Annotated in this window: 26 protein-coding genes; 17 read left to right on the forward strand and 9 right to left on the reverse strand. The window is 53.2% G+C overall.

The window, feature by feature from the left end; translation table 11 throughout:
• Window positions 1-2: 2 nt before the first annotated feature.
• The 3 genes from AB9F29_RS01435 to AB9F29_RS01445 all read left to right on the forward strand — a co-directional run bounded on the left by AB9F29_RS01435 (window position 3) and on the right by AB9F29_RS01445 (window position 3,552).
• Window positions 3-953, forward strand: coding sequence for a DMT family transporter (locus tag AB9F29_RS01435; RefSeq protein WP_369754343.1), 951 nt, complete (start codon window positions 3-5; stop codon window positions 951-953).
• Entirely contained in the window at window positions 950-2,728 is a 1,779-nt protein-coding gene (locus tag AB9F29_RS01440; protein ID WP_335586403.1) for an SLC13 family permease, read from the forward strand. Before AB9F29_RS01435 ends, AB9F29_RS01440 begins: the two co-directional genes overlap by 4 nt.
• Before the next feature lie 83 nt (window positions 2,729-2,811).
• Window positions 2,812-3,552: a YebC/PmpR family DNA-binding transcriptional regulator gene (locus AB9F29_RS01445; protein WP_039000185.1), complete on the forward strand. Its 741-nt coding sequence runs from the start codon at window positions 2,812-2,814 to the stop codon at window positions 3,550-3,552.
• A gap of 55 nt (window positions 3,553-3,607) precedes the next feature.
• Here AB9F29_RS01445 and AB9F29_RS01450 read toward each other — a convergent pair whose 3' ends face one another.
• Window positions 3,608-4,282 carry an ArgP/LysG family DNA-binding transcriptional regulator gene (locus AB9F29_RS01450; RefSeq protein WP_369754418.1) on the reverse strand — a complete coding sequence of 225 codons (675 nt, stop codon included), beginning with the start codon at window positions 4,280-4,282 and terminating at the stop codon, window positions 3,608-3,610.
• 12 nt (window positions 4,283-4,294) lie between these two features.
• Window positions 4,295-4,492, reverse strand: a complete 198-nt coding sequence (locus AB9F29_RS01455) for a LysR family transcriptional regulator (RefSeq protein ID WP_369754344.1) — start codon at window positions 4,490-4,492, stop codon at window positions 4,295-4,297.
• Between the two features lie 87 nt (window positions 4,493-4,579).
• Between AB9F29_RS01455 and AB9F29_RS01460 the strand changes: the two genes are divergently transcribed.
• Window positions 4,580-5,209: a LysE/ArgO family amino acid transporter gene (locus tag AB9F29_RS01460; RefSeq protein ID WP_335586795.1), complete on the forward strand. Its 630-nt coding sequence runs from the start codon at window positions 4,580-4,582 to the stop codon at window positions 5,207-5,209.
• Window positions 5,210-5,260: 51 nt separating this feature from the next.
• Window positions 5,261-6,166 (forward strand): DMT family transporter, encoded by a 906-nt coding sequence (locus AB9F29_RS01465; RefSeq protein WP_039000182.1) that lies wholly within the window; start codon window positions 5,261-5,263, stop codon window positions 6,164-6,166.
• A 1-nt stretch (window position 6,167) separates the two neighbouring features.
• On the opposite strand, the gene choV is transcribed toward AB9F29_RS01465, so the two are convergent.
• From choV to choX, 3 genes are all read right to left on the reverse strand, one after another.
• Entirely contained in the window at window positions 6,168-7,208 is a 1,041-nt protein-coding gene (gene choV / locus AB9F29_RS01470; RefSeq protein ID WP_335586796.1) for a choline ABC transporter ATP-binding protein, read from the reverse strand.
• Entirely contained in the window at window positions 7,205-8,038 is an 834-nt protein-coding gene (gene choW, locus AB9F29_RS01475; protein ID WP_335586797.1) for a choline ABC transporter permease subunit, read from the reverse strand. Before choW ends, choV begins: the two co-directional genes overlap by 4 nt.
• An 84-nt stretch (window positions 8,039-8,122) precedes the next feature.
• Window positions 8,123-9,007: a choline ABC transporter substrate-binding protein gene (gene choX, locus AB9F29_RS01480; protein ID WP_369754419.1), complete on the reverse strand. Its 885-nt coding sequence runs from the start codon at window positions 9,005-9,007 to the stop codon at window positions 8,123-8,125.
• Window positions 9,008-9,154: 147 nt separating this feature from the next.
• Here choX and betI point away from each other — a divergent pair, with 147 nt between their 5' ends.
• The 4 genes from betI to AB9F29_RS01500 all read left to right on the forward strand — a co-directional run bounded on the left by betI (window position 9,155) and on the right by AB9F29_RS01500 (window position 13,197).
• Complete coding sequence (gene betI / locus AB9F29_RS01485; RefSeq protein ID WP_335586799.1) at window positions 9,155-9,739, forward strand: transcriptional regulator BetI; 585 nt, start codon at window positions 9,155-9,157, stop codon at window positions 9,737-9,739.
• Window positions 9,736-11,181: a betaine-aldehyde dehydrogenase gene (gene betB, locus AB9F29_RS01490; protein ID WP_335586800.1), complete on the forward strand. Its 1,446-nt coding sequence runs from the start codon at window positions 9,736-9,738 to the stop codon at window positions 11,179-11,181. The genes betI and betB overlap by 4 nt, the downstream gene beginning before the upstream one ends.
• A 41-nt stretch (window positions 11,182-11,222) precedes the next feature.
• On the forward strand, window positions 11,223-12,881 hold the full coding sequence (gene betA / locus AB9F29_RS01495) for a choline dehydrogenase (RefSeq protein ID WP_369754345.1): 1,659 nt from the start codon (window positions 11,223-11,225) through the stop codon (window positions 12,879-12,881).
• Window positions 12,882-12,960: 79 nt separating this feature from the next.
• Entirely contained in the window at window positions 12,961-13,197 is a 237-nt protein-coding gene (locus AB9F29_RS01500; protein ID WP_369754346.1) for a YdcH family protein, read from the forward strand.
• A 28-nt stretch (window positions 13,198-13,225) separates the two neighbouring features.
• Here the strand turns inward: AB9F29_RS01500 and AB9F29_RS01505 are convergent, their stop codons facing one another.
• Genes AB9F29_RS01505 through AB9F29_RS01515 form a run of 3 tightly spaced genes read right to left on the reverse strand, consistent with a single transcriptional unit; the run spans window position 13,226 to window position 16,375 of the window.
• A complete protein-coding gene (locus AB9F29_RS01505) occupies window positions 13,226-13,675 on the reverse strand; it encodes a carbon monoxide dehydrogenase subunit G (protein ID WP_335586803.1) in 450 nt (149 codons plus the stop codon).
• 29 nt (window positions 13,676-13,704) lie between these two features.
• On the reverse strand, window positions 13,705-15,105 hold the full coding sequence (locus AB9F29_RS01510; protein WP_369754347.1) for a short-chain fatty acyl-CoA regulator family protein: 1,401 nt from the start codon (window positions 15,103-15,105) through the stop codon (window positions 13,705-13,707).
• Window positions 15,106-15,163: 58 nt separating this feature from the next.
• Window positions 15,164-16,375 (reverse strand): multidrug effflux MFS transporter, encoded by a 1,212-nt coding sequence (locus AB9F29_RS01515; protein WP_039000219.1) that lies wholly within the window; start codon window positions 16,373-16,375, stop codon window positions 15,164-15,166.
• Between the two features lie 189 nt (window positions 16,376-16,564).
• Between AB9F29_RS01515 and AB9F29_RS01520 the strand changes: the two genes are divergently transcribed.
• The 6 genes from AB9F29_RS01520 (at window position 16,565) to AB9F29_RS01545 (ending at window position 22,130) form a co-directional block, all read left to right on the forward strand.
• Window positions 16,565-18,097, forward strand: a complete 1,533-nt coding sequence (locus AB9F29_RS01520; RefSeq protein WP_369754348.1) for an acyl-CoA carboxylase subunit beta — start codon at window positions 16,565-16,567, stop codon at window positions 18,095-18,097.
• 43 nt (window positions 18,098-18,140) lie between these two features.
• The gene (locus AB9F29_RS01525; protein ID WP_369754349.1) at window positions 18,141-18,500 is read left to right on the forward strand and encodes a hypothetical protein; all 360 of its coding nucleotides are present in this window, start codon (window positions 18,141-18,143) and stop codon (window positions 18,498-18,500) included.
• Complete coding sequence (locus AB9F29_RS01530) at window positions 18,497-18,886, forward strand: DUF6497 family protein (protein ID WP_369754350.1); 390 nt, start codon at window positions 18,497-18,499, stop codon at window positions 18,884-18,886. The genes AB9F29_RS01525 and AB9F29_RS01530 overlap by 4 nt, the downstream gene beginning before the upstream one ends.
• Window positions 18,887-19,091: 205 nt before the next feature.
• Window positions 19,092-19,229 carry a hypothetical protein gene (locus AB9F29_RS01535; RefSeq protein WP_169798703.1) on the forward strand — a complete coding sequence of 46 codons (138 nt, stop codon included), beginning with the start codon at window positions 19,092-19,094 and terminating at the stop codon, window positions 19,227-19,229.
• Between the two features lie 186 nt (window positions 19,230-19,415).
• On the forward strand, window positions 19,416-19,796 hold the full coding sequence (locus AB9F29_RS01540; RefSeq protein WP_369754351.1) for a hypothetical protein: 381 nt from the start codon (window positions 19,416-19,418) through the stop codon (window positions 19,794-19,796).
• Window positions 19,797-20,129: 333 nt separating this feature from the next.
• Window positions 20,130-22,130 carry an acetyl-CoA carboxylase biotin carboxylase subunit gene (locus tag AB9F29_RS01545; protein WP_369754352.1) on the forward strand — a complete coding sequence of 667 codons (2,001 nt, stop codon included), beginning with the start codon at window positions 20,130-20,132 and terminating at the stop codon, window positions 22,128-22,130.
• Window positions 22,131-22,142: 12 nt separating this feature from the next.
• Here AB9F29_RS01545 and AB9F29_RS01550 read toward each other — a convergent pair whose 3' ends face one another.
• Window positions 22,143-22,595: a DUF4174 domain-containing protein gene (locus AB9F29_RS01550; RefSeq protein ID WP_369754353.1), complete on the reverse strand. Its 453-nt coding sequence runs from the start codon at window positions 22,593-22,595 to the stop codon at window positions 22,143-22,145.
• Between the two features lie 180 nt (window positions 22,596-22,775).
• On the opposite strand from AB9F29_RS01550, the gene AB9F29_RS01555 reads away from it, so the two are divergent.
• Window positions 22,776-23,729, forward strand: a complete 954-nt coding sequence (locus tag AB9F29_RS01555) for a hypothetical protein (protein ID WP_369754354.1) — start codon at window positions 22,776-22,778, stop codon at window positions 23,727-23,729.
• Entirely contained in the window at window positions 23,701-25,824 is a 2,124-nt protein-coding gene (gene scpA / locus AB9F29_RS01560; RefSeq protein WP_369754355.1) for a methylmalonyl-CoA mutase, read from the forward strand. The genes AB9F29_RS01555 and scpA overlap by 29 nt, the downstream gene beginning before the upstream one ends.
• Window positions 25,825-25,848: the final 24 nt, after the last annotated feature.

A 25,848-nucleotide genomic window follows, 5' to 3' on the forward strand; every position in this document is an offset into this window, starting at 1 on the left:
ACATGAAATCAGATCGTCTTTTCTTGGTCGCCGCATTGCTCGTTATGGGGGCAGGTTGGGGCGCAACGATTCCGATCTCAAAATACTATGTGACGCAAGGCTTGCAGCCGTTTGGCGTTTTGTTTTGGCAATTGCTGATCGGAGCTTTACTGCTGGGCAGTTATACGCTCGTCCAAGGTAAAAAGCTGCCCCTCACCCGCCGTCATCTGGCGCTTTATACCTTCGTTGGCTTGGCTGGAACGCTCATTCCAGGCTTTTTTTCCATGTTGTCGATGAAGTATCTTCCTGCCGGCATCATGGCGCTCATCATGTCATCTGTGCCGATGCTGGTTTTCCCAATTGCACTCCTAATGGGTCAAGACACCTTTAGCTGGAAGCGCTTTTTTGGCCTTGCACTTGGTCTTGTGGCGGTGGGGTTCATCGTGGCCCCAGAAGCCTCCCTGCCTGAGCGCGCGATGGTGGCCTTTATCCCCTTGGCGCTTATCGGGCCATTTTGCTACGCAATCGAGGCGAATGTTGTGGCCAAAGTTGGCACATTGGGCGTGGGCCCTATTCGGGTTCTTTTGGGGGCTTTCACCATTGGCACGATCTTAGCATTGCCGTTGGCCTTGCTCACAGGGCAGTGGATATCGCCCTTTGAGCCAATGGGCTGGCCGCATTTTGCCGTTGTTTTTAGCGCGGTTATCCATGCGGTCGTTTACGGGGGGTATGTTTGGCTTGTCGGCAGGGCAGGGTCCGTTTTCGCCGCGCAAGTGGCCTACCTCGTGACCGGATTTGGGTTGCTGTGGTCAATTCTCTTCCTCAACGAAACCTATTCCGTTTACATTTGGCTCGCCCTGTCTCTGATGTTTGTAGGGGTTTTCCTCGTACAACCGCGCGCCAAACCGGCGCTTGAACAAACCGCACCTTTGGTAAAAGATGGTGCGACTAGAATAAGGTCTGCAAACCTATGATGTTGTTTGAGTTTTCGCAATTTGGCCAAGCCATTGTGACTTTGGCCGTGGTTGCTATCATGTTTATTCTGTTTTTGCGGGAATACTACCCAACCGAGGTGGTGGCCATCGCGGGGGTCGCCGTTTTGTTGGCTCTTGGAGTTTTGCCATACGACAAAGCCTTGGAAGTGTTGTCAAATCCGGCCCCATGGACGATTGCGGCGATGTTCGTCGTGATGGGCGCTTTGGTACGCACGGGCGCACTCGAATGGTTTACCCAAAGGGCCGAGCGCAACGTTCAAACCCACCCCGCAATGGCCATTGGCGCGATGATGGCATTTGTCGTCGTGGCATCGGCCTTCGTGTCGAACACGCCCGTTGTCGTGGTGATGATTCCAGTCTTTGTACAATTGGCCAAGAAACTAGGAGTTTCGGCGTCCAAGCTACTTATCCCTTTGTCCTATGGCGCGATTTTGGGCGGAACGTTAACTTTGATCGGGACGTCAACCAACCTTTTGGTGGACGGGGTTGCGCGCGCCAACGGGATGCAAGCGTTTTCGATTTTTGAAGTCACGCCACTGGGCATCGTTTTGGTGGCATGGGGTATGATTTACCTACGGTTTATTGCGCCAAGACTGCTTCCAGATCGTGATAGCATGGCATCTCTCCTGTCTGATAAGTCCAAGAAAAAGTTTTTCAGTGAGGCGGCGATCCCACCCGACAGCGACCTGATTGGCCGTGAAGTATCGGGCGTTCAACTCTTTAAACGCGACGGTGTGCGGCTGATCGACGTTCTGCGCGGCGATATCTCGCTGCGGGGGAATATGGCCGAAGTCGTGCTTCAGACGGGTGACCGGGTCGTTTTGCGTACGGAGATGCAGGAGCTTTTGTCTTTGCAGCGCAACAAATCCCTCAAGCGGGTGGACCAGCTTTCCTCGGTCGAAACCAGCACAGTTGAGGTGCTGATTACGCCGGATTGTAAGATGGTGGGCCGCTCGCTAGGCGCGATGCGTTTGCGGCGTCGGTACGGTGTTTATACGCTTGCCGTTCACCGCCGGAACCAAAATATCGGACGTCAGTTGGAAAATCTCGTGGTGCGTGTGGGGGATACGTTGCTTCTCGAAGGTGCGCCCTCGGATGTGGCCCGTTTGGTCTCGGATATGGCGCTCGCAGATGTGTCACATCCATCGGAGCGTGCGTTTCGTCGTGGGCATGCACCTGTTGCCATGGCGGCACTTGTGGGGATTGTGGCCCTTGCCGCTTTTGGTGTTGCGCCAATTTTTCTGCTGTCAATTCTTGCCGTGGCTACGGTGCTTTTGACACGCTGTATCGACGCGGATGAAGCCTTCGGATTTGTCGACGGCCGCCTTCTTGCTTTGATCTTTTCGATGCTCGCGATTGGGGCCGCACTTGAGGCCTCTGGGGCTGTGGAATTGATCGTTAATGGCGTGGCTCCGGGGCTCGCAAAACTACCCCCTTTCATGATCGTTTGGGCGATTTATCTTCTGACGTCCGTGCTCACCGAACTCGTGTCCAACAATGCTGTGGCCGTGGTGGTCACGCCCATTGCCATCGGTCTTGCCTCAGCGTTGGGTGTAGATCCGCGCCCCTTGGTCGTTGCTGTGATGGTCGCCGCCTCGGCGAGTTTTGCGACGCCAATCGGCTATCAAACCAACATGCTGGTTTACGGACCAGGCGGGTATAAATTCTCAGATTTTCTGCGGGTCGGGATTCCTCTCAACCTATCCATCGGTATTTTGGCCTCTGCAATCATTCCGCTACTTTGGCCGCTGTAAGGGAATTCCCCGCGCGCACTTGAAATGCACCCGAGCGCTGTTCTATAAGCGCACCCAACAGAGATTGAACCTAAGAGGCACCAATGGCAGGCCATTCAAAATGGGCGAATATTCAGCACCGTAAAGGACGCCAAGACGCGATCCGATCAAAGCTGTTTTCAAAACTTTCCAAAGAGATCACCGTTGCCGCAAAAATGGGCGACCCGGATCCTGAAAAAAACCCACGTTTGCGGATGGCCGTAAAAGAGGCCAAATCCCAATCCGTTCCAAAGGATGTGATTGATCGCGCGATTAAGAAATCCACGGCGGGCGATGGCGATGAATACGAAGAAATTCGCTATGAAGGCTATGGCGTAAACGGGGTTGCGGTGATTGTCGAAGCGATGACCGATAATCGCAACCGAACAGCCTCCAATGTGCGCTCCACGTTTACCAAAAGCGGTGGCAACCTTGGCGAAACAGGCTCGGTCAGTTTCATGTTTGATCGCACAGGCGAGATTGTTTACGACGTCAGCGCCGGTGATGCAGACACGGTTTTGATGGCCGCGATTGAGGCTGGTGCCGATGATGTTGAAAGCTCCGAAGAGGAGCACGTGATTTACTGTCTGGATACGGATTTGAACGCAGTTTCAACCGCGCTTGAGGCGGAACTTGGTGAAAACGTGACGGCTAAACTTATTTGGAAGCCAACGATGACAACCGAGCTTGATCTTGAAGGCATGGAAAAGTTGATGAAGCTTGTCGATGCCCTCGAAGATGATGACGACGTTCAACGTGTGACAACGAATTTCGAAGCGAGCGACGAGGTTATGAGCCAGCTTTAAACGCATCAGTTCGATCTGTTTTTAAGGCCGCTGGGGAAACCCATGCGGCCTTTTTCTATGGTGGAAGGAGGGCTTTGGCCGCTGCCAATTTCACCGCTTTTGTAAGGGGGGCGAGCGCCGGAGCAACCCGCCGATTGACCTGCCAAAACAACGGAATATCCAGTGGGGTCGCGGGATCAAGGGCGACCAGACGTCCCTGCGTGAGGTGGCCCCTAATCAACACTTCAGGGTTCATGCCGCACCCCATGCCCAGCAAGGCGGCATCCACAAAACCCCGTGCCGAGGGGATTTTGTGGTTCTGAGTCGTGATATTGTGACCGAGTTGGCGGTGAACCCATTCCCTTTGCAGCTTATCTTTGTGACTATCCAAAAGCGCAGGAGCTGTGCGGATCGCTTCATCGGTTATGCCCTGTGGACACCATCGCTTGATAAACTCGGGGCTCGCGGAAGCAATGTAACGTAGGCTTTCCAAAGATGCTGAATCGCTGCCCTGAATGGCCGTTGAATGAGAGGTGATCGCCGCCTGCACCTCGCCCCGCCGAAGCCACTCGGCGGAATGCTCTTGGTCGTCGACGATCAACTCATACATGACGCCCTCGCTGGCGACCAATGCGGGCATAAGGCACGACGCGAGGCTGTCGGCATTGGTCGCGATCTTGATGTAGGGCGGCGTTGGGCTCGCGTTTGGGAGGCCTAGATCTTTGCACAAAGTCGCTTCAAGGAGGGCGATACCTTCGGAATGTCAGTGCCAGCGCGCGCCAACCTGTGTCGCCGTGCAGGGTGTTGCACGCAGAACAAATACCGCCCCAAGAAGTTCCTCCAGACCTTTGATCCGCTTTGAAATCGCCGACGGTGTCACCGAAAATTCATGCACCGCAGCTTCAAAACTTCCATGGAGCAAAACGGCAGCAAAGGCTGCGAGTGATTTGGAAACCAACATTATAATTCCTAACTCAAAATAATTTTCTTTAACTAGACACAACCGCTATCGATGGGTATCAAATAGAGAAAATTTGATTGGTTTCCGATGATTGCGTCCACGCCTCCCTTTGCTTTCTCAGTAATTCTCGCGGGTTTTGTCACCAGCTTGAGTCTCATTCTGGCAATCGGGGCACAGAACGCGTTCATTTTGCGCCAAGGTATCCGTCGCTCCCATGTTTTGCCGCTCGTCATTGCCTGTGCAGGGTCGGATGCGATATTGATCACCATCGGAGTCTTTGGCTTTGAGCAAATTGAGAAAATCTTACCCCAAGTACTACCAATCGCGAAATACGGCGGTGCCACCTTTTTGCTTGCCTATGGGGGGATGGCATTTCGCGCCGCGTGGCACGGGGGGCAGGCTTTGGATCCAAGCGCCACAGCGAAGCAATCCCTTTGGAGCGCATTGCTCACTTGTTTAATGATCACATGGCTCAACCCGCATGTTTACCTCGATACGGTCGTCTTGCTGGGAAGTCTTTCCGCGCAATATGAGGGCGGGCGCTATGGTTTTGCCCTTGGGGCCACGCTCGCATCCTTCAGTTTCTTTTTTGCCCTTGGCTACGGCGCTCAGTATCTTGCGCCGATCTTTGCGCAACCCAAAGCTTGGCGTATTCTGGACGTTCTTGTTGGACTCATGATGTGGTCGATCGCGCTAAGCTTGCTTATCGGCGTGTAAGGGTACAATTCGGCGCTTGTACCAACCAAATTATTGGGATCATGTCGACACATGATATCCGCTCCAAATAATACGCTGACCGCAATCCTATGGATGCTGGTGACGGGCCTCTGCTTTATCGCCGTAACGGCCATCGTAAAGGTCGTGGGGAGTGATGTTCCCGCAGCGGAAGCGGCGTTCCTTAGGTACTTGTTAGGGCTGGTTTTCCTCGTTCCGATGTTACCTGCAGTAAAGACCGCATGGAAGCAGGGGGCGTTGGATCGGTCCGCTTTGTGGCTTTTCTCACTGCGTGGCGTTGTTCATACTTTTGGCGTCATTGCGTGGTTCTATGCCATGACGCAGATCCCAATCGCCGAAGTCACGGCCATGAATTACATGACGCCGATTTATGTAACCCTTGGTGCCGCGATTTTCCTGGGTGAAAAGCTCGCGTTTCGCCGGGTCGCGGCGATTATTGTTGCCCTGATCGGGGGCTTGATCATCCTGCGCCCCGGTTTTCGCGAAGTTTCGCCCGGACATATCGCCATGGTTGGGACCGCGCTTGCCTTTGCCGCAAGCTACCTTGTGGTGGGCCGTTTGGCGGGGCGCATAAGTCCGACCGTAATTGTGGCGATGCTTTCGATGACAGTCACAATTGGCCTGTTTCCCTTTGCGATGGCGGTCTGGGTAACACCGACATTAGCGCAACTGGCTTTGCTTTTCTTGGTCGCAGGTTTCGCGACCGCTGGGCATTTTACAATGACAATGGCCTTCCGTCTGGCCCCCATGGCCGTCACCCAACCTGTTACTTTCCTGCAGCTTTTGTGGTCTGCCCTCCTTGGGGTCGTCCTCTTTAGCGAGCCTGTGGATTTCTGGGTTGTGGTGGGCGGTATATTGATCATGGCGTCTGTCAGTTTCATCACTTGGCGCGAATTCGTTTTAAAGCGAGTGGCAGTGAAGACACCGCCACTCCCCTAAGTCAGCCGCGTGGATCAATGAGTTTTTCCAAAACATTTGCCTGTGTGATTTGCCCCACAATATCGCCTTTTCGAGTCACTGCGAGGGGTTCATCTTGCGTCGAGAGCTGTGTCATTACTTCGAAAAGCGGCGTGTTCTCCGGAACTTCACCCTGTGTGCTGCCCTCGGTCTCCTGCACCATGTCGCCCGCGACAAGGACGTGCAGCGGGTTCATGTGAGCGACGAAATCGGCGACATATTCGTTGGCCGGATTTGAGTAAATTTCCTTGGGTGTACCACATTGAACAATGCGTCCGCCCTCCATAATCGCGATGCGGTCGCCAAGTTTGAAGGCTTCATCAAGGTCGTGACTCACGAAAATAATGGTGCGATTTAGCGATTTTTGGAGGTCGATCAATTCATCCTGAAGGCGGGCACGAATAAGGGGATCAAGGGCCGAAAACGGTTCATCCATCAAAAGAATCGGGGCTTCGGTGGTAAACGCGCGCGCCAATCCGACCCGTTGTTGCATCCCGCCTGAAAGGTCACCGACTTTGCGAGTGGCCCAGTCGGAAAGCCCAACCAACTCGATGTAATGCGCGATTTGTTTGGTGTAGGTTTCCTTGTCGACCCCTGCGAGTTCAAGCCCAAGGCCGACGTTTTCTCGGACACTGCGCCACGGCAAAAGACCGAATTGTTGGAACACCATCGCCACGCGGTTGAGACGAATTTGGCGCAACGTGTCTTTGTCAGCATGGGTTACATCGACCATACGATCCCCGTCATTCACCGAGACAGACCCGCGTATGACAGGATTGAGTCCGTTGACCGCGCGCAGCAACGTCGATTTCCCAGAGCCAGAAAGCCCCATGAGTACAAGGATTTCACCCTCTTGAACCGAAAGGCTACAGTTATGCACGCCAAGGACTTGTCCCGTCTCTTTTTGAATGTCACTGCGTTCGCCATTCGCATCCATAAGGGGGAGGGCTATTTCGGGATTGTCGCCGAAAACAATAGATACATTGTCAAACGTAACGGCGGTTTTGCGCGGTTGATCACTCATTTGCGTTCGATCCTTAATGCACGGTCGAGCATAATTGCGACGACAACAATGATGGAGCCACTCTCAAACCCAAGCGCCGGGTTCACGGTGTTGAGGGCGCGTAGAACTGGCACGCCAAGGCCGTCCGCGCCTACGAGTGCTGCGATCACCACCATGGAAAGCGAGAGCATGATCGTTTGGTTTAGTCCGGCACGAATTTGTGGAATGGCGTAGGGGAATTCCACTTTCCAAAGCTTTTGTCGCGGTGTTGCACCGAAAGCCTCGGCTGCTTCGAGAAGGTCGGACGGCGTGGAACTGATCCCCAGATGCGTGAGGCGGATCGGCGCAGGGAGGACAAAAATGACGGTCGCAATCAGGCCGGGGACAAGGCCAATGCCAAAGAAAACAATTGCGGGAATGAGGTAGACAAATGTCGGGAGTGTTTGCATGAGGTCAAGGATGGGATGCAGGAATTTGTATAATTTCGGACGGTGCGCCGTGGCTATACCGATGGGAATCCCCATGCCCATACAGGCTACACAAGCGGAGAGAACCAAGGTCAAGCTCTCGGTCGTTTCCTCCCAATAGCCTTGATTGATGATGAACAAAAATCCGAGGACAATCCCGAGACTGACCTGCCACTTGCGCTGCAGGATATAGGCACCAATTGCAAAGAGTGCAATAATTACAAAAGGGTGTGGCGTTTGAAGACACCAGAGGATCGAGTCGATCATGGTTTCCATCACAATCGCCAGCGCGTCGAAAAAGACTTCGCCCTCGCGCTGCAACCAATCAAATATTTTCTCCGCGGTATCGCCGAGGGGGATTTTCTTTTCGGTCAGCCAGCTCATGAAGCCCTCGCCTAGAATGTTGGGGAAGTCGGATGTTAGTCCAAGAAAAACGCCGCCTCCAATTTTGGAAGCGGCGCATTTGGTTTACATCCCAAGGGCGGTTTTAACCGCGGCAACAGCGTCGCCGCCATCCTTGGTAGTGACACCTTCAAGCCAAGGCATAAAGGCGTCGGGATTGCCTGTGAGCCACGCCGTGGCTGCTTCGGATGGGTCCATGCCATCATCAAGGATTGCCCCCATTATTTCATTTTCCATAGCAAGCGTGAATTCGAGGTTTCCAAGCAGAGCGCCAACATTTGCACACTCGGTAACGTAACCTGCGCGCGTGTTTGTATAGATTGTTGCGCCGCCAAGGTCTGGGCCAAAGAAATCATCCCCGCCCGTCAGATAGCCCATGTCGAAATTCGCGTTCATCGGATGGGGTTCCCAGCCGAGAAAAATGATTGGCTCGTCTTTTTTGCTGGTGCGTGCAACTTGGGCCAACATGCCTTGCTCAGAGCTCTCGGCCACTTCGAAATCGGCCAAGCCAAAGGCGTTGTCGTCGATCATGGATTGGATCAAGCGGTTGCCGTCGTTGCCAGGCTCGATACCATAGATCTTACCGTCAAGCGCGTCTGCATGGGCGGCGATATCGGCAAAGTCTTTGATGCCCAAAGCGGAGGCCGCGGCGTTTACGGCCAGCGTGTATTTGGCACCAACGAGGTTTTCACGCACGGTATCAACGGTGCCGGCCTCGCGGTATTTAGCAATGTCGCCCTCCATTGTTGGCATCCAGTTGCCAAGGAAAACGTCGATATCACCCTGCGCCATCGCAGTATATGTCACGGGAACGGACAGCACTTTGATATCCGTTTCATAGCCCAACGCATCCAACACAACCGTCGTCGCAGCAGTTGTCGCAGTGATGTCCGTCCAGCCCACATCCGAAAATGTCACTTCGTCGCAATTTGCCACAGCGCTCGTAGACATCGCGACAAGCGCGATTACGGAAAGTGAAGTTTTAAAAGTTGCTCTTGAGTTCATGTTTGGTGCTCCCTATTTCGGCATTATTTTTTGTTGATTGACGAGTCAATTAAAAACCAGCATTTCTAATATGGCAACCCCTTGGAGGAAATGATGCCAAAACTTGGAATGGAGCCTATACGACGCGCGGCTTTGGTGAAAGCGACGATTGATGAGGTCGGCCTCGCCGGATCACTCGAAGTCACAGTCAGCCAGATCGCGAAACGGGCGGGCGTTTCCAGTGGTTTGGCGCATCATTATTTTGGGGGAAAAGAGCAAATTTTTCTCGCGGCAATGCGCCATATCCTCAGTGTGTACGGGGCTCAAGTGCGTGTGGCTCTGTCAATTGCGACCACACCAACGGAACGGCTTGAAGGTATTATCCTCGCCAGCTTTGAAGCCAGTAATTTTCGTTCCGAGGTGGTCGGTTCATGGTTGAATTTCTATGTTTTGGCGCACCGTTCCGTTGGGGCAAAACGGCTGTTGTCCATCTATCAGCGGCGTTTGCGCTCCAACCTAATACATGATCTGCGCCCCCTCATTCCCGCTTCTCAGTTGGAAAACAGTGCGCAGGGAATCGCCGCGCTGATCGACGGATTGTATATTCGCCGCTCTCTAGGGGCGCAGAATACGTCCGACCCAATCAGCATCACCAAGATCTATTTGGCGAGCATACTAAATCAAAAGGAAGTCAAATGATGCAGCAACCAATCGCCAGCCATTTTGTCGACGGAGCTTATCTTGAGGATACGTCGGGCACCAAAATTGATGTCATTTACCCCGGAACTGGCGCGAAAATTGCGACTGTCTATTCGGCCACGCCCACTATTATTGACGCCGCCCTGAACAGCGCGGCACGGGCGCAAAAAACGTGGGCGGCCTTGAGTGGAACGCAGCGAGGCCAAGTCTTGCTACGGGCCGCCGAGTTGATCCGCGCTAACAATCATGCCCTTTCGGTTTTAGAGACGTATGATACCGGTAAACCGCTCCAAGAAACGCTTGTTGCGGACGCGACCTCTGGGGCCGAGGCGCTGGCCTATTTTGGCGGGTTGGCCGCCAGCATAACCGGCGAGTACATTCCCCTAGCGGACGGCGATTTCGTCTATACATCCCGCGAGCCGATCGGCGTATGTGCGGGAATCGGTGCGTGGAATTACCCAACCCAAATCGCTTGTTGGAAGGCTGCTCCCGCTTTGGCGTGTGGCAATGCACTGGTCTTTAAGCCCAGCGAAATGACACCCCTTTGTGCACTGAAGATCGCTGAAATCATGATGGAGGCGGGCGCACCTGCGGGCCTCTTTAACGTCATTCAAGGCCTCGGGGATGTCGGGGCCGCCTTGGCGTCGGATTCGCGGGTTGATAAGGTTTCCTTAACGGGTTCTGTGCCCACAGGCCGTAAAGTTTACAGCTCAGCCGCTGCGCATATGAAGCATGTCACTATGGAGCTTGGCGGCAAATCTCCGATACTGGTATTCGATGATGCGGATATCGAAGCCGCTGTTGGCGGTGCAATCCTTGGCAATTTTTATTCATCCGGTCAGGTATGTTCAAATGGTACGCGGGTTTTTGTGCAAAAGGGTATCAAACACGCGTTCCTCGCGCGCTTGAAGGAACGTTTAAAAGGCGTCGTCATGGGCGATCCATTGGATGTAGCGGTTAATTTCGGCCCCATGGTGAGCGAACGCCAGGCAGAGATTGTCGAAGGGTATATTGCAAGGGGCATGGCTGGCGGGGCAACCCTTTTCGCCGGTGGGTCCAGAAATGGCTTCACCATTGCGCCAACCGTTTTCAGCGATGTGACCGACGATATGATCATCGCCAAAGAGGAGATTTTTGGCCCTGTCATGGCCGTATTGGATTTTGAAACCGAAGAAGAAGGTCTTCGTCGTGCCAACGCCACGGAATTTGGCCTTTCGGCCGCCGTTTTTACCCGTGATTTGGCGCGTGGTCACCGCGTGGCTGCCGCTCTTGAGGCTGGGACCTGCTGGATCAACACCTACAATCTCGCCCCCGTGGAGGCCCCGTTTGGCGGTGTGAAGGCCAGTGGTGTGGGACGCGAAAACTCCAAAGAAGCCATCCACCACTACACCCAAGTGAAGTCCGTTTACGTTGCCGCAGGAGGTGTTGATGCGCCATATTGAAACGCGTGTTCAAGTGCTACTTCGAAAGGTAAGGTATTGTTATGGAAGCTGATTATGTCATCGTGGGCGCTGGGTCTGCTGGTTGTGCTTTGGCCTACCGACTTGCCGAAGCTGGCAAGGATGTGTTGGTCGTTGAGCATGGCGGAAGCGACATCGGGCCATTTATTCAAATGCCTGCGGCCTTATCCTATCCGATGAATATGAAGCGCTATGATTGGGGGTACATAAGCGAACCCGAACCTCATCTGAGCGATCGAAAACTTGCCTGTCCGCGCGGTAAAGTTATCGGCGGCTCTTCGTCCATCAACGGTATGGTTTTTGTGCGCGGCCATGCGCGCGATTTCGATTTTTGGCAGGAATCTGGCGCGACGGGTTGGTCCTATGCCGACGTTCTTCCCTACTTCAAACGGATGGAACATTGGCATGATGGCGGCCACGGTGGCGATACGACGTGGCGGGGTAATAATGGCCCTCTTCACGTGACGCGCGGCCCGCGAAAAAACCCGCTATTTGCTGCATTTGTTGAAGCAGGAAAGCAAGCTGGCTATCCCACAACAGACGATTACAACGGTGAGCAGCAAGAAGGCTTCGGGCCAATGGAGCAAACGGTCTTCGGAGGGCGCAGGTGGTCTGCGGCCAATGCTTATCTGCGGCCCGCTTTGAAGCATGAGAACTGTAATCTGACGCGCGCTTTTGTTGAGCGTGTTGTTATTGAAAACGGCCGTGCGATTGGCGCTGAAGTCATACGGAACGGCACAAAAGAGGTTATTTCGGCGCGCAAAGAAGTCATCCTTTCGGCGTCTTCCATTAATACACCCAAACTCCTCATGTTGTCTGGGATCGGCCCCGCCGAGCACCTTTCTGAGCATGGAATTGAGGTGGTTGCGGATCGCGCGGGTGTTGGACAAAATCTACAAGACCATCTCGAGTTGTATTTGCAATTTGCTTCATTGAAACCCATAACCCTGTATAAATACTGGAATTTGGTGAGCAAGGCCATCATTGGCGCGCGCTGGCTTTTGTCAAAAACGGGCCTTGGGGCCTCAAATCAGTTCGAGAGCGCGGCGTTTATCCGCAGTCGTGCTGGCATTGAATATCCGGACATCCAGTACCATTTTCTTCCGATTGCCGTTCGATATGATGGCAAGGTCGCCGCCGAGGGGCACGGCTTTCAGGCTCATATGGGGCCGATGCGCTCAAAAAGCCGTGGCTGGGTAAAACTGGCAAGTTCCGACCCCGCCGATGCGCCAAAAATTCAGTTTAACTATATGTCTGATCCACAAGACTGGGCTGATTTTCGAACTGGAATTCGCCTCACGCGCGAGATTTTCGCTCAGGAGGCCTTCGGTCCCTACGTGAAGCATGAAATCCAGCCGGGCGTGTCGCATCAAACCGATGAGGAGCTTGATACATTCATCCGCGAGGAGGCCGAAAGCGCCTATCACCCCTGTGGAACGGCACGGATGGGGGCCGCAAACGACCCGCTCGCCGTGGTAGATCCAGAATGTCGGGTTATTGGCGTTCAGGGTCTGCGGGTGGCCGATAGTTCAATTTTTCCTCGTGTGACGAATGGCAATTTGAACGGGCCTTCGATTATGGTTGGCGAAAAGGCTGCGGACCATATTTTAGGGGCCGGAATGCTTGCGAAAGATACCTCGAAACCATGGATTAATCCAAACTGGGAAAATGATCAACGATAGGTGGTAAAGTTTGATCCGTATCAAAGAATTTGGGGTGAAACTCAAGCATGTTTGTTAAGAAACCAGCAGGAGAAAACATATGTCCCATACCCCACACGAACTCGCAGAAGAATTTCCCGAGCACATCGAAAAAATGCATGCTTTGAAGTTGAGCGATCCGCATTTTGCTCGGTTGGCTGACGAGTATCACATGTGCAATCGCGAGGTGCACCGCGCAGAAGAAAACGTTGAGCCAACCGATGCGCTAAACGAGCAGGAAATGCGCAAGAAACGCATGGCTTTGAAGGATAAAATCTGGGCAATACTCTCCGCTTAGCTGGTCATAATTTTTCTACGTCGAGAAGCTAACCTTCTGGCTTCTCGACTATTTCTTGAAACTTTTCGAAAAACTTAGCGGTCATTTTCTTTGCGAAACCATCGATAAGGCGACTGCCGAGTTGTGCAATTTTGCCACCAACTTTCGCTTCGACCTCATAGGTGAGTTCAGTGCCTTCGTCGACGTCGCGCAGTGTCACAACGGCTTCACCTTTGGCGAAACCTGCGACACCGCCTTTGCCTTCTCCGGAAATTTTGTACCCGTTTGGCGCATCGACATCCGAAAGGGTAACTGCGCCTTTAAAGGTTGCTTTTACGGGACCAACTTTCTGTTTTACAACCGCTTCAAAACCTTCCTCGGCTGAGCCTGTTAACTCTTCACATCCGGGGATGCAGGCCGCCAGTGTTTCTGGGTTGTTTAGGTGGGCCCAAACCGTTGCGCGGTCGGCCGCGAGAATGCGCGTGTCGCTGAGTTCCATGTCATCTTTCCTTTGAGAATTTGGGCAGGTTATTGAATTTCATAGGGTAGGATACCCCGTGCGTTGTGGTCAACTTTTAGCCGCGCTTCGAGTGGCGGGACCGATCTTTGATGACAATTCGGGCGCTCACATATGCGGCAACTAACGCCGATGGGCTCAAAGGCTCGATCATTTTTGACGTCGAAGTCGTCGGCGTAAACAAGGTGCTCTGCGTGTTTAACTTCACATCCCAAGCCGATGGCATAGCGGCGGACGGGCGCCTTAAAAGAGCCTGCTGGCTTTGAAACATCGCGGGCGAGGCAGAAATATTTAAGTCCATCAGGGGTTTGCGCTAATTGTCTGAGAAAACGTCCTGGTGTTTCAAACGCGCGATGCACGTTCCAAAGCGGGCAGGCTCCGCCATAGCGGGCAAACTGCAAGCGAGTGGCGCTATGGCGTTTTGTTATCGTGCCGGCCTGATCGACGCGTACAAAATAGAACGGAACACCTTTGGCACCCGTGCGTTGAAGTGTGGATAATCTGTGGGCGACTTGCTCAATGGATGCGCCAAACTGTGCTGCCAAAAGTTCAAGGTCGTGCCGTGTCTCGCGTGCGGCGTTCAAAAAGGCGTGGTAGGGTAGAAGGACAGCCCCTGCAAAATAGTTGGCGAGCCCGATTTTTGCAATCTCGCGCGCCTCTTCTGTTTGGAACCGTGCCAGATCCAATGTCGCCTCCAGAAGTTCGTTTTGTGTTAGGAAGGCGAGTTGCAAAAGGAGTTGGAATCGTCTTGTTGGTGGCGAAATAAATTTGGAGAGAGTTAGGGTGCGGGTAACAGGGCTGAACCCTCTTAAAACGGTATCACCCTGAAAGTCTATCTGAATACCAAGCGCATTCAGAGCATCCGTCGCGCGGTCTTGCGACGTGATACCGCCATGTTCAGGGTCGGCGACCCGTTCGGCCGCGCGATCAACTGCATCAATGTAATTATCGCAATAGTGAAAGAAGTCGCGAACTTCTTCCCACGGGCTTGGGGCGATGCGGCTATCTTCGCGCCCCAAAATCTCGTCGAGGGAGGCAAGGCGTTCGTGACTTTGGCGGTAGGCGCGATGGAGGTCTAAAAACGCACGGGTTAGCGCAGGTGCGTTTGATGCGGCCAGACGCATATCCGCGAGAGGTGGTGGCCCGTCAGTGAAAACGGGGTCCGCAAAGGCTTCGCGCATATCACTGACCATCCGTTCGGAATCACCTATCGAAAGAGTTGTAACATCAAAACCAAATTCCTGAGCGAGTGCCAAAACCGCACCCGTACTGATCGGACGCTTATTGTTTTCCATTTGGTTGAGGTAGGGGAGCGAAACCCCCAGTTTTTCGGCAAACGCCTTCTGAGTAAGCCCCAACTTAGTGCGCGTTTCCCGAAGCTTTACCCCAGCGTAGAGTTTTTGAGTTGCCATTTTCGCCTTTGCCTCCGAGCTTTGCAGATTTGCCGACCGGTCTTTGAGTTTTGCAAAGTTAACCGATCGTTTGGATTCGACGCAAGACGAAAAGGATAGAAATGACACCCATGACAGAGGAGGCGAGCATGAGTGTGACCAAGGGGAGGGGGCCCGCGTCAGGGCTTAGGAGGGTGCCAGCAAAGGCCGAAAGTGCCGCGCCGCCGCCAATCATGATCGCGCCACCAATTCCGCTTGCCGTTCCTGCGAGATGTGGGCGCACCGACAGCATGCCTGCGTTTGCATTGGGCAACACGAGGCCGTTTCCTAGGCCAATAAATGTCATAAAGGCAAAGAAAATTTCAACTGACCCCTCGGAAAATGCGAAGGTTAAATAAGAGGCGCCCATGCCCGCGGTGCAGAGTAAACTTCCCCACAGGATCATTTTGTCGATGCCGAACCGTCGCGAGAAGCGGCCAGAGATATAATTCCCAGCGAAATAACCGAGCGCGGGAGCACCAAAGTATATGCCTGTCCATTCAGGGGGGAGAAGGTACACTTCGCTCGCAATATACGGTGCCCCGCCGAGATAGGCGAAAAAAGATCCTGATGCAAAAGTGGCGCAGGCAACATAGCCCCAGAACCGAAGGGAGCTGAAAAGTTCTGGGTATTGGCGGACCTGTTCGCGGAAGCTCGCGCTGGTTCTGGATGCGGTTTCGCCTAAATCATAGAAGGTAAGCCAAAGGAGGCCTAGGCCGAGAATGAACATCATCCAAAAGCTGGCTTGCCAGCCAAATTGGGTGTCCAAGACGCCGCCGATCGCTGGGCCAACCATCGGGACAATCGACATGCCCATGGTTAAGTAGCCAATCATTGAGGCGGCTTCGTCTTGTCCAACCATGTCACGAACGATAGCGCGTGAGAGGACCATTCCTGTTACTATTACGGCCTGTAACATTCGGAAAGATAAGAATATCTCAACTGAGGGTGCATAAATACATCCAAGGGTCGCGATAAGGAAGATCACAATTCCGCCTAAGATGATCGGGCGACGACCAAACCGATCGGAAAGGGGGCCGATGAAGACCTGCAAGATCGCGTTGACGCCTAGATAAAGGGCTACGGAGAGCTGAATGAGGCGGTAATTGGTGTCAAAATGGTCTGCCATGCCAGCGAGGGATGGCAGGAAGATATTCATCGAGAGCGCTGCTAGTCCTGCGAGGAGGATTAACGTTCCGAGATTTGGTGGGGTGGTTCGATCCAAAAGCCGAACGGTGGGTTTCTCATCCATTCGAAAGATGTAGAGGCGCGATTTGAGAATGTCCATTGGCGATGCGCTGAAAGTGGAGATTTGCATATTTGCAGTATTCAATTTAGTGTTGCAAATTAGTTTGCAAATATTCTGAATTCACCTTTGGCTTTTGCCATTGGGTGGGTATGGTCCAGCAATAGATAACGAATCCCGACCGGAGGACGTCCCATGAAAGATGTTGACACCCAGCTCGCTGAGCGGCGCGAGCAAGCCCAACTGGGCGGCGGTCAGCGCCGCATAGATGCGCAACACGGCAAAGGGAAATTGACGGCGCGTGAACGTGTTGAGCTTCTGCTTGATGAGGGCAGCTTCGAAGAATTCGACATGTTCGTAGCACATCGTTGCACCGATTTTGGTATGGAAACCCAACGTCCTGCAGGCGATGGAGTTATTACGGGGTGGGGCACTATCAACGGCCGTATGGTCTATGTGTTCTCTCAGGATTTCACCGTTTTCGGAGGGTCACTTTCGGAAACCCACGCCCAAAAGATTTGCAAGATCATGGATATGGCGATGCAAAATGGCGCGCCCATTATTGGCATTAACGACTCGGGCGGCGCACGGATTCAAGAAGGTGTTGCCAGTCTTGCAGGTTATGCCGAAGTGTTTCAGCGCAACATTATGGCCAGCGGAGTTGTGCCGCAAATTTCCCTGATTATGGGGCCATGTGCCGGTGGCGCGGTGTATTCGCCTGCGATGACCGACTTTATCTTCATGGTCAAAGACACGTCCTATATGTTTGTGACGGGCCCAGACGTCGTGAAAACCGTAACGAACGAGGTTGTGACCGCCGAGGAACTTGGCGGCGCGTCCACCCATACTAAGAAGTCCAGCGTTGCCGATGGCGCGTTTGAAAATGACGTCGAGGCCCTCACCGAGGTGCGCCGTCTTGTGGATTTCCTCCCCCTGAACAATCGTGGAAAGCCACCCGTGCGGCCATTTTTTGATGCGCCGGATCGGATCGAGGAAAGTCTCGATACGCTTATTCCTGAGAACACAAATACGCCCTACAATATGAAGGAGCTGATCCATAAAATCGGCGACGAGGGCGACTTTTATGAAATCCAAGAGGATTTCGCAAAGAACATCATCACTGGTTTTCTTCGGCTCGAAGGTTCTACCGTCGGCGTCGTTGCGAACCAGCCGATGGTGCTGGCGGGCTGTCTTGACATTGATAGCTCTCGTAAGGCAGCCCGCTTTGTCCGTTTCTGTGACGCCTTTGAAATCCCGATCCTGACTTTGGTTGATGTGCCCGGCTTCTTGCCCGGCACAAGCCAAGAGTACGGCGGGGTGATCAAACATGGCGCTAAATTGTTGTTTGCCTATGGCGAGGCGACCGTTCCCAAGGTGACCGTAATCACCCGCAAAGCCTATGGTGGCGCCTATGATGTGATGGCGAGTAAGCACCTGCGCGGCGATTTTAACTACGCATGGCCCACGGCCGAAATCGCGGTGATGGGGGCCAAAGGGGCAACCGAAATCATTCACCGTAGCGACATTGGCAATGATGAAAAAATCGCAGCTCATACGGCGGACTATGAGGCGCGTTTTGCCAATCCGTTTGTCGCCGCCGAGCGTGGTTTCATTGACGAGATCATTCATCCGCGCAGCACACGTAAACGGGTGGCGCGCGCGTTTGCCTCTCTGCGTAACAAGAAGCTCGAGAACCCGTGGAAAAAACACGACAACATCCCGCTGTAAGTCAGCGTGAAGTGGCCCAACCCTTTAATTAACGGAATGCACCGTGCGCAGAAAATGGCATATTCAACGATCGTCAGATAGTCTCGCGCTTTCGCGACGTGGCGAAGTTGTCTTTGATGTGTCGGCACAAAGTGTCTTTCCCCTCTGTGCGCGCGGTCGGTTGGCGCAGCAGATTCGACAGGATTTGTGGCGAGCCTTGCAAGATTTGCGCGGGTTTTCCCCAGTGATTTTGATTGAAGGGCAGGGCGCAGAATTGCATGTCACGGCAGGTGGCGAAGTCGCTGCCAAAACCTTCCCAAAACCCGCTATAGAGGCTCAGATTTCAGCACTCCTTGCAGACCCAAAATTGCGGGCGCGGTGGCTGCGCCATGCCGCAATATCCGCAGACGCGGTGGACGCATGAAGCGGCTTTCCATTGTCTTGTGCGGGATCGGGAGCGCGGCGTTGGCTGACCCCGTTGAGGTGCCGTCGGGGCAATCCATTGAATTCAAACAGGTGATTTGGGCGGAGGAGGCAGAAACACCGAATGCAATTTTTCGGTTTGTCGCGCCAGAAATCACCCGCGACGGCACGGGCATTGAGTATGATATCGCGGCAGAAGATATTCTGTTTCTGTGTGAAACTTTTGCCTTGCCGCGCGTCTTGGCGGCGAATGTCGGGGGCGAAGTTGGTCTTGTCATTTCGCTTTCAAAACAGGACCTCGCATTTGGTGAAGCAAACCCAGATATCCTTCAGTTCTTTGATAATTTTGTGGTCCGCGACGCCACTTGTGACTGGGGAGATGTCTGATGGGAACTTCGTTAGGCTTATGTAATGGCGGGATAAAATATGCATTCGTGCATCAAATCGCCGCCAAATATCTGCGGGGGGTTTTCTTTTTTAGGCGGGCGGATACTGTGGGGACAAGCTTAACGCATTTCTTTTGGAGAATGCGCGAGACGCTTGGCGCATTCGCTTCGATTGCGTCTTTCAAGAACAGTACAGGGAGACATATATGTCCAATTCTATCAAAGCTCTATTCGCCATTGGTCTTTTGTCTTTGGTTGCGGCCTGTGGCGGCGCTTCCGAAGAAGAAACAGTATACGTTGAAGTTGAGCCAATCGTCGAAGAACCGACAATGTCCAAATACTAAAACACAAGATAGGCAGGGCGTAAGTCCTGCCTTCCCCTCGGCTGCAGTTCGAGGAGCCGAATTCAAATGTCCTCGGATAGTTTCGACCGTTTTTCCCTCAGATTTTTCCATTCTTAGCATTTCCCCGATGAACTTGCCTGCGGCTTCCTCTAAGCTTGCGCGAATTCAAACAAATAGGGGTATTCCATGTTAAAACATCGCGGCTTTCCCAGTCGCCTCACAGGCACTGATTTCCACTTCACTATTCGGCGCGACAATAAGAAAGGCCCAACACCACTCATTCGCCGCGAGCGCTATGCGGATCGCCGCCCCGCAGATCGGCGGGCGGATGCGGGATTTATTCTCGCTCTGTGGACGCACTTCGGTAACGAACCCTTTGAGCGCGGGAACTTGGATTCCGGGCGTCTGAGTTGGTTTTTCGGACGCGAAGTCATCGCCGCCGAAGAGTCCTTTGATCCCAAAAGCTATGAGGCGATGCTCGCAATCAACGAGCCTGTCGCGCGGGCGAATTTCCCAGACGCCTTTGTGAGCGTGGATGAATTTGACCCCGATGACGAGGAGTACTAGGCGTGTTTTTGCTTATTTCTCAGATACATCGGCAGGTTTCGGCCCAACTTAGGGGGAGTGCAAGCAATGGGCTTCCCAGTGCTGCTACTCTCGTGCAGGCTGTATTTGTAGCGGGTCTTTCTATTCTGTGGCTCGCTGCGACGCGCTCCGCGCGTCACCCTTCCCCTTCTGGGCTCGGCTCTCCCCAGGTCGAGCCCATTTTCGGGAAAATATGGCGTACGCGCCTCCCCATTTACGCATCATATCCAACACGACCCAAACATCGCTTGGGCCGTAGGTTTGCTTTTTCGCGCGTTGTTTCGCGCGTATTGGCCCCAAGTTAAGGAAAGTCCCATGTTTAAAAAGATCCTCATTGCAAATCGCGGCGAAATTGCCTGTCGTGTTATTAAGACTGCCCAAAAAATGGGGATCAAAACCGTAGCGATTTATTCAGACGCGGATCGTCGGGCGCTGCATGTGCAAATGGCGGACGAGGCCATTCACATTGGGCCCGCGCCAGCGAACCAATCCTATATCGTCATCGAGAATGTTTTGCGCGCGGTGAAGGAATCCGGGGCGGACGCCGTTCATCCGGGCTATGGCTTCCTAAGCGAAAACAAACTTTTTGCCCAAGCGCTAGCCGATATTGGCGTGGCTTTTATTGGCCCACCTGTGAATGCAATCGAGAGCATGGGCGACAAGATCACCAGTAAGAAAATCGCTCAAGAAGCGGGGGTTTCGACGGTGCCTGGCTATATGGGGGTGATCGCGGACGCAGATGAAGCGGTTAAGATTTCCAATCAAGTCGGCTACCCCGTTATGCTTAAGGCGAGTGCGGGCGGTGGTGGTAAAGGCATGCGAATTGCATGGAATGACCAAGAGGCGCGCGAGGGGTTTCAATCCAGTAAAAACGAAGCCGCTAACAGTTTTGGCGATGACCGGATTTTTATTGAAAAATTCGTGACACAGCCGCGCCACATCGAAATTCAGGTGCTTGCAGATAGCCATGGCAACGCGATCTATCTGAACGAGCGCGAGTGCTCGATCCAGCGCCGCAATCAAAAAGTCATCGAAGAAGCGCCGAGTCCATTTTTGGATGAAGCCACCCGCAAAGCGATGGGGGAGCAGTCTGTCGCTCTTGCGCAAGCGGTCGGGTATGCGAGTGCTGGGACCGTTGAATTTATTGTCGACGGAGCGAGTAAATTCTACTTCCTTGAGATGAACACCCGTCTGCAAGTCGAACATCCGGTAACGGAATTGATCACAAGCGTTGATCTTGTTGAGCAAATGATCCGCGTGGCCTTTGGCGAAGTGTTGCAGATCAAGCAAGACGATGTTCAGCGCAACGGGTGGGCCATCGAAAGTCGCCTCTATGCCGAAGACCCCTACCGCAATTTCTTGCCCGCGATTGGCCGTTTGACACGGTATCGTCCGCCCGAGGAAACCGTGAGTGACACCGTTGTCGTTCGCAATGACACGGGGGTCTATGAGGGTGGCGAAATCAGCATGTATTACGACCCGATGATTGCCAAGCTTTGCACGTGGGCTCCAACGCGCGAAACGGCGATCGAGGCGATGCGGGTTGCCTTAGATAGTTTTGAAGTCGAAGGGATTGGCCATAACCTTCCGTTTCTATCCGCCGTCATGGATCACCCAAGGTTTGCGTCGGGGAACATCACAACAGCCTTCATCGAAGAGGAATATCCCGATGGTTTTGACGGGGTTTCCCTGTCAGAAGACGCCTTGCGCCGGATCGCAGCGGCGACTTGCGCGATGTATCGCGTGTCTGAAATCCGTCGTGCGCGCGTCTCAGGACGGATGGATAATCACGAGCGTAAAGTCGGTACGGAATGGGTTGTTGCCCTTCAAGATCAAGCGTTTCCTGTCTCGATTTCAGCCGACCCAAAAGGTGCAAATATTTCGTTTGAAGATGGTGAAACTCTGCGCGTGGTAAGTGACTGGGTTCCAGGGGATCACCTCGCGAGATTGCAAATCAGTGGCGTTGATTTAGTCCTTAAAGTGGACAAAATCACTTCTGGTTTTCGCATTCGTAGCCGCGGGGCGGACATCAAAGTTCGGGTTCGAACACCGCGACAGGCGGAACTTGCGCACCTTATGCTCGAGAAAATTGCACCCGACACCTCACGCCTGCTTCTCTGCCCAATGCCGGGCTTAATTGTGAACGTGAATGTCGCCGTTGGAGATACCGTGCATGAGGGGCAGGCGCTTTGCACCGTTGAGGCGATGAAAATGGAAAATATCCTACGGGCGGAAAAAGCTTCCACGGTTGCAAAAATCAATGCACAAGCTGGCGATAGCCTTGCAGTTGACGACGTGATTATGGAGTTCGAATAAAGTGGACGCCCCCTACTGCACAGCTCGAGGATTAACGATACGACGTTCTTTTTCTTCTTCTAGGCGCAGGGGCATTTTATCGATTGCACGGATCAACTCCCGCGCACTCCACGGATGGGGTTTGCGTTGTGCAATCGTTCCATCTTTGTCCATCAGAACCATCATAAACCCGTGGGGACGGATAGCGTTCCGTACATCACTTTCTCCTTTGGGGTCAGTGTCAACCACAACCACAACATCTCGGGCAACAAGGGCAGGCCACTGTTCTTGGAGTAATTCGAGTTGGCGCTCAATCTGTAGATCATCGGGACGCGCAGCAAAGAGCAAAATTGGGCGCGAAACCCATTTGAGGTCCTCTAGAGTTGTATCCTGTGCATCAATGGGGTCAAAAGGCCGTGTTTCTTCGGCCAAAGCCGAAAAAGAAACCCCCGCTACTGCAAGGAAAACTAAAGTTAAAATTTTCATGTGTCGCCTTCCGTTCCAGTCAAATATAGGCACTCTTGAGGCGTTTGCACAGGGGCAGTGGTGGCGGTCTTGTGGTTTTTTTCCTGTTAATCCTATGATTACGGATCGTCTGTAATGTTTTTCCTGATCACATATGCGCGGCGCCTGGGGGCCCGCCTGTTTGGTAAAAGGAAGAACAGAATGGATGTCATTCTCCACGTCGGTGCGCATCGCACCGCGACAGCAAGCTTGGCCGTTTTTTTTGAGCAAAACAAGGACGAAGCACGCGAGCAGCGCGTCGCTTTTTGGGGGGCCGACCGCACCAGAAGTGGCCTGTTTTCCGGTCTCATGGCCCATAAAAACAGCATCATGCCCGATACGCCACGCCGTCGCGACCGTGCGACACAACTTATTCGTATGGAACTGGATCGGCTGGAAAAATCTGGCGTGCATCAACTCATCGTGAGCGAACCTTCGATGATCGGCACAATGATGCAAAACCTCCAAAGCGAACGCCTGTATCCCAACTTTCAGCCGCGGCTCTCACGATTCTTTGATGCTTTTGGCGATCATTGCTGCCAAATCTCATTTTCATTACGCTCCTATGAAGGTTATTGGACCTCGGCGTTGGCACATGCGATCCCACGTGGACTGGCTATTCCTAGTGAAAATACCGTGGATCGGCTCGTGACGCAGCCCCGGCGCTGGAAAACACTTATCGGCGAGGCGAGGCGAGTTTTCCCTTCCGCCGAAGTCCTTGTTTGGCCGTTTGAAGCTATGGCGGGTCATCCGGTTCGCCAAATAGCGCTCATGACGGGTGCAACGTTCCAACCCTCACGCGCAAACGCGCCTTGGGTCAACGCAGCGCCCAATAGGCACGCTATTTCAAGGGCCCTGATTGAGCGCAATACCCCTGTGATTTCGGGCACGAATTGGCCACCATTTCACAACCACCATAGGCAAGTGCTGCGCGCCCAATATCACGAAGACCTTGAGTGGTTAAAAACCAATAACGACACTTTGATATCCTATAGTGAAACCGCTGGGAAACATCAGCGGTTCGATAATTTGACTGACAGTCAGGATGTTGCGGACAACAAGCCCGCCTACCTAAGAGGACACCCCAATGACAGAGAAGAAAGACGCATGGTCTGAACTCGCCGCCCGCGAATTGCGTGGGCGACCAATTGATGATCTGACATGGAATACCCCTGAGGGAATTGCCGTAAAGCCGCTCTACACGGCGGAGGATTTGGAGGGATTGGACCACCTCGGTGGCGTGCCCGGAGCAGCACCCTTTACGCGCGGCCCGAAGGCCACAATGTATGCGGGGCGCCCTTGGACTATCCGCCAGTATGCTGGTTTTTCAACGGCCCAAGAAAGCAACGCTTTTTACCGAAAGGCGCTCGCCGCTGGTCAACAAGGTGTCTCGGTAGCCTTCGATTTAGCCACCCACCGCGGGTATGACAGTGACCATCCTCGCGTTGAGGGTGATGTCGGTAAGGCCGGTGTGGCGATTGACTCTGTCGAAGACATGAAGATGCTATTTGACGGGATTGAGCTGGATAAAGTCAGTGTTTCCATGACGATGAACGGCGCGGTTATTCCTGTTCTGGCGAGCTTTATCGTAGCTGGTGAGGAACAGGGCGTAGATCGCAGTCAACTTTCAGGCACCATCCAAAACGATATTCTCAAAGAATTTATGGTACGCAACACTTATATATACCCGCCTGAACCGAGCATGCGTATTGTCAGTGATATTATCGAATTCACCAGCCAAAAAATGCTGAAATTCAATTCGATTTCGATTTCGGGGTACCACATGCAGGAGGCCGGCGCGAACCTTGTTCAAGAGCTCGCTTTTACTCTTGCTGACGGCAAGGAATACGTCAAAGCCGCTATCGCCAAGGGGTTAGACGTTGATGATTTTGCCCCCCGCCTGTCCTTCTTTTTCGCCATTGGGATGAATTTTTTCATGGAGGCGGCGAAGTTACGCGCTGCGCGCTTCTTGTGGCACAAAATCATGTCGGAATTCGCTCCAAAGAAGGAGAATTCTTTGATGCTTCGGACCCATTGTCAAACGTCTGGAGTGAGCCTTCAAGAACAAGATCCCTACAACAATATCGTCCGCACGGCCTATGAGGCCATGAGCGCGGTATTGGGGGGGACGCAATCTTTGCATACGAACTCCTTTGATGAAGCGATTGCTTTGCCTACAGATTTTTCGTCCCGCATCGCACGTAACACCCAATTGATTTTGCAAAATGAAACGGGTGTTACGAACGTCGTCGATCCGTTGGCAGGGTCATACTATGTGGAAAAACTAACCTCCGATTTGGCCGACGAAGCTTGGAAACTTATCCAAGAAATCGACGAGATGGGCGGTATGACAAAAGCCGTTGCCACTGGGATGCCAAAGCTGCGCATTGAAGAAGCCGCGGCGCGACGTCAGGCAGCGGTTGACCGCGGTGACGACGTGATTGTTGGGGTGAACAAATTCCGTTTAGCGCAACAGGACCCAATCGATATCCTAGATGTGGATAGCGTGGCCGTTCGGGTCGAACAAGTCGCGCGGCTCGCAAGCATCCGGCAGAGCCGTGATGCCGCCGCCTGTGAAAACGCCCTCGCGGCGCTTGAACAGGGGGCGAAAACGGGTGAGGGGAATTTGCTTGCGCTTGCCGTCGATGCGGCGCGGGCTCGGGCTACTGTGGGAGAAATATCCATGGCCATGGAAAAAACATTTGGGCGTCATCGGGCGGAAGTTAAAACCCTCTCTGGCGTCTATGGCGCAGCATATGCTGGTGACGAAAATTTTGCCGCAATTCAAAAATCGGTTGATGATTTCGCTCAGGAAGCAGGTCGCCGTCCTCGGATGCTGGTCGTCAAAATGGGGCAGGATGGTCATGACCGTGGGGCCAAAGTTATTGCCACAGCGTTTGCGGATATTGGGTTTGATGTGGACGTCGGGCCGTTGTTTCAAACGCCGGACGAAGCTGCACAGGATGCGATCGACAACGACGTACACATCGTCGGGATTTCCAGCCAAGCTGCGGGGCATAAAACACTTGCGCCTAAACTTATCGAGGCTCTGAAAGCGCAGGGGGCCGAAGAAATTATTGTCATTTGTGGTGGCGTAATTCCGCAACAAGACTATGATTTCCTTTATAAATCGGGTGTGAAGGCAATATTTGGCCCCGGCACAAATATTCCACAGGCCGCACAAGAAATATTGCGTCTCATTAAACCCTGAGGCATTTATTGAAGGGGCGTCATC

The sequence above is a fragment of the Falsihalocynthiibacter sp. S25ZX9 genome, from assembly GCF_041205405.1.
GTDB lineage: Bacteria > Pseudomonadota > Alphaproteobacteria > Rhodobacterales > Rhodobacteraceae > Falsihalocynthiibacter > Falsihalocynthiibacter arcticus.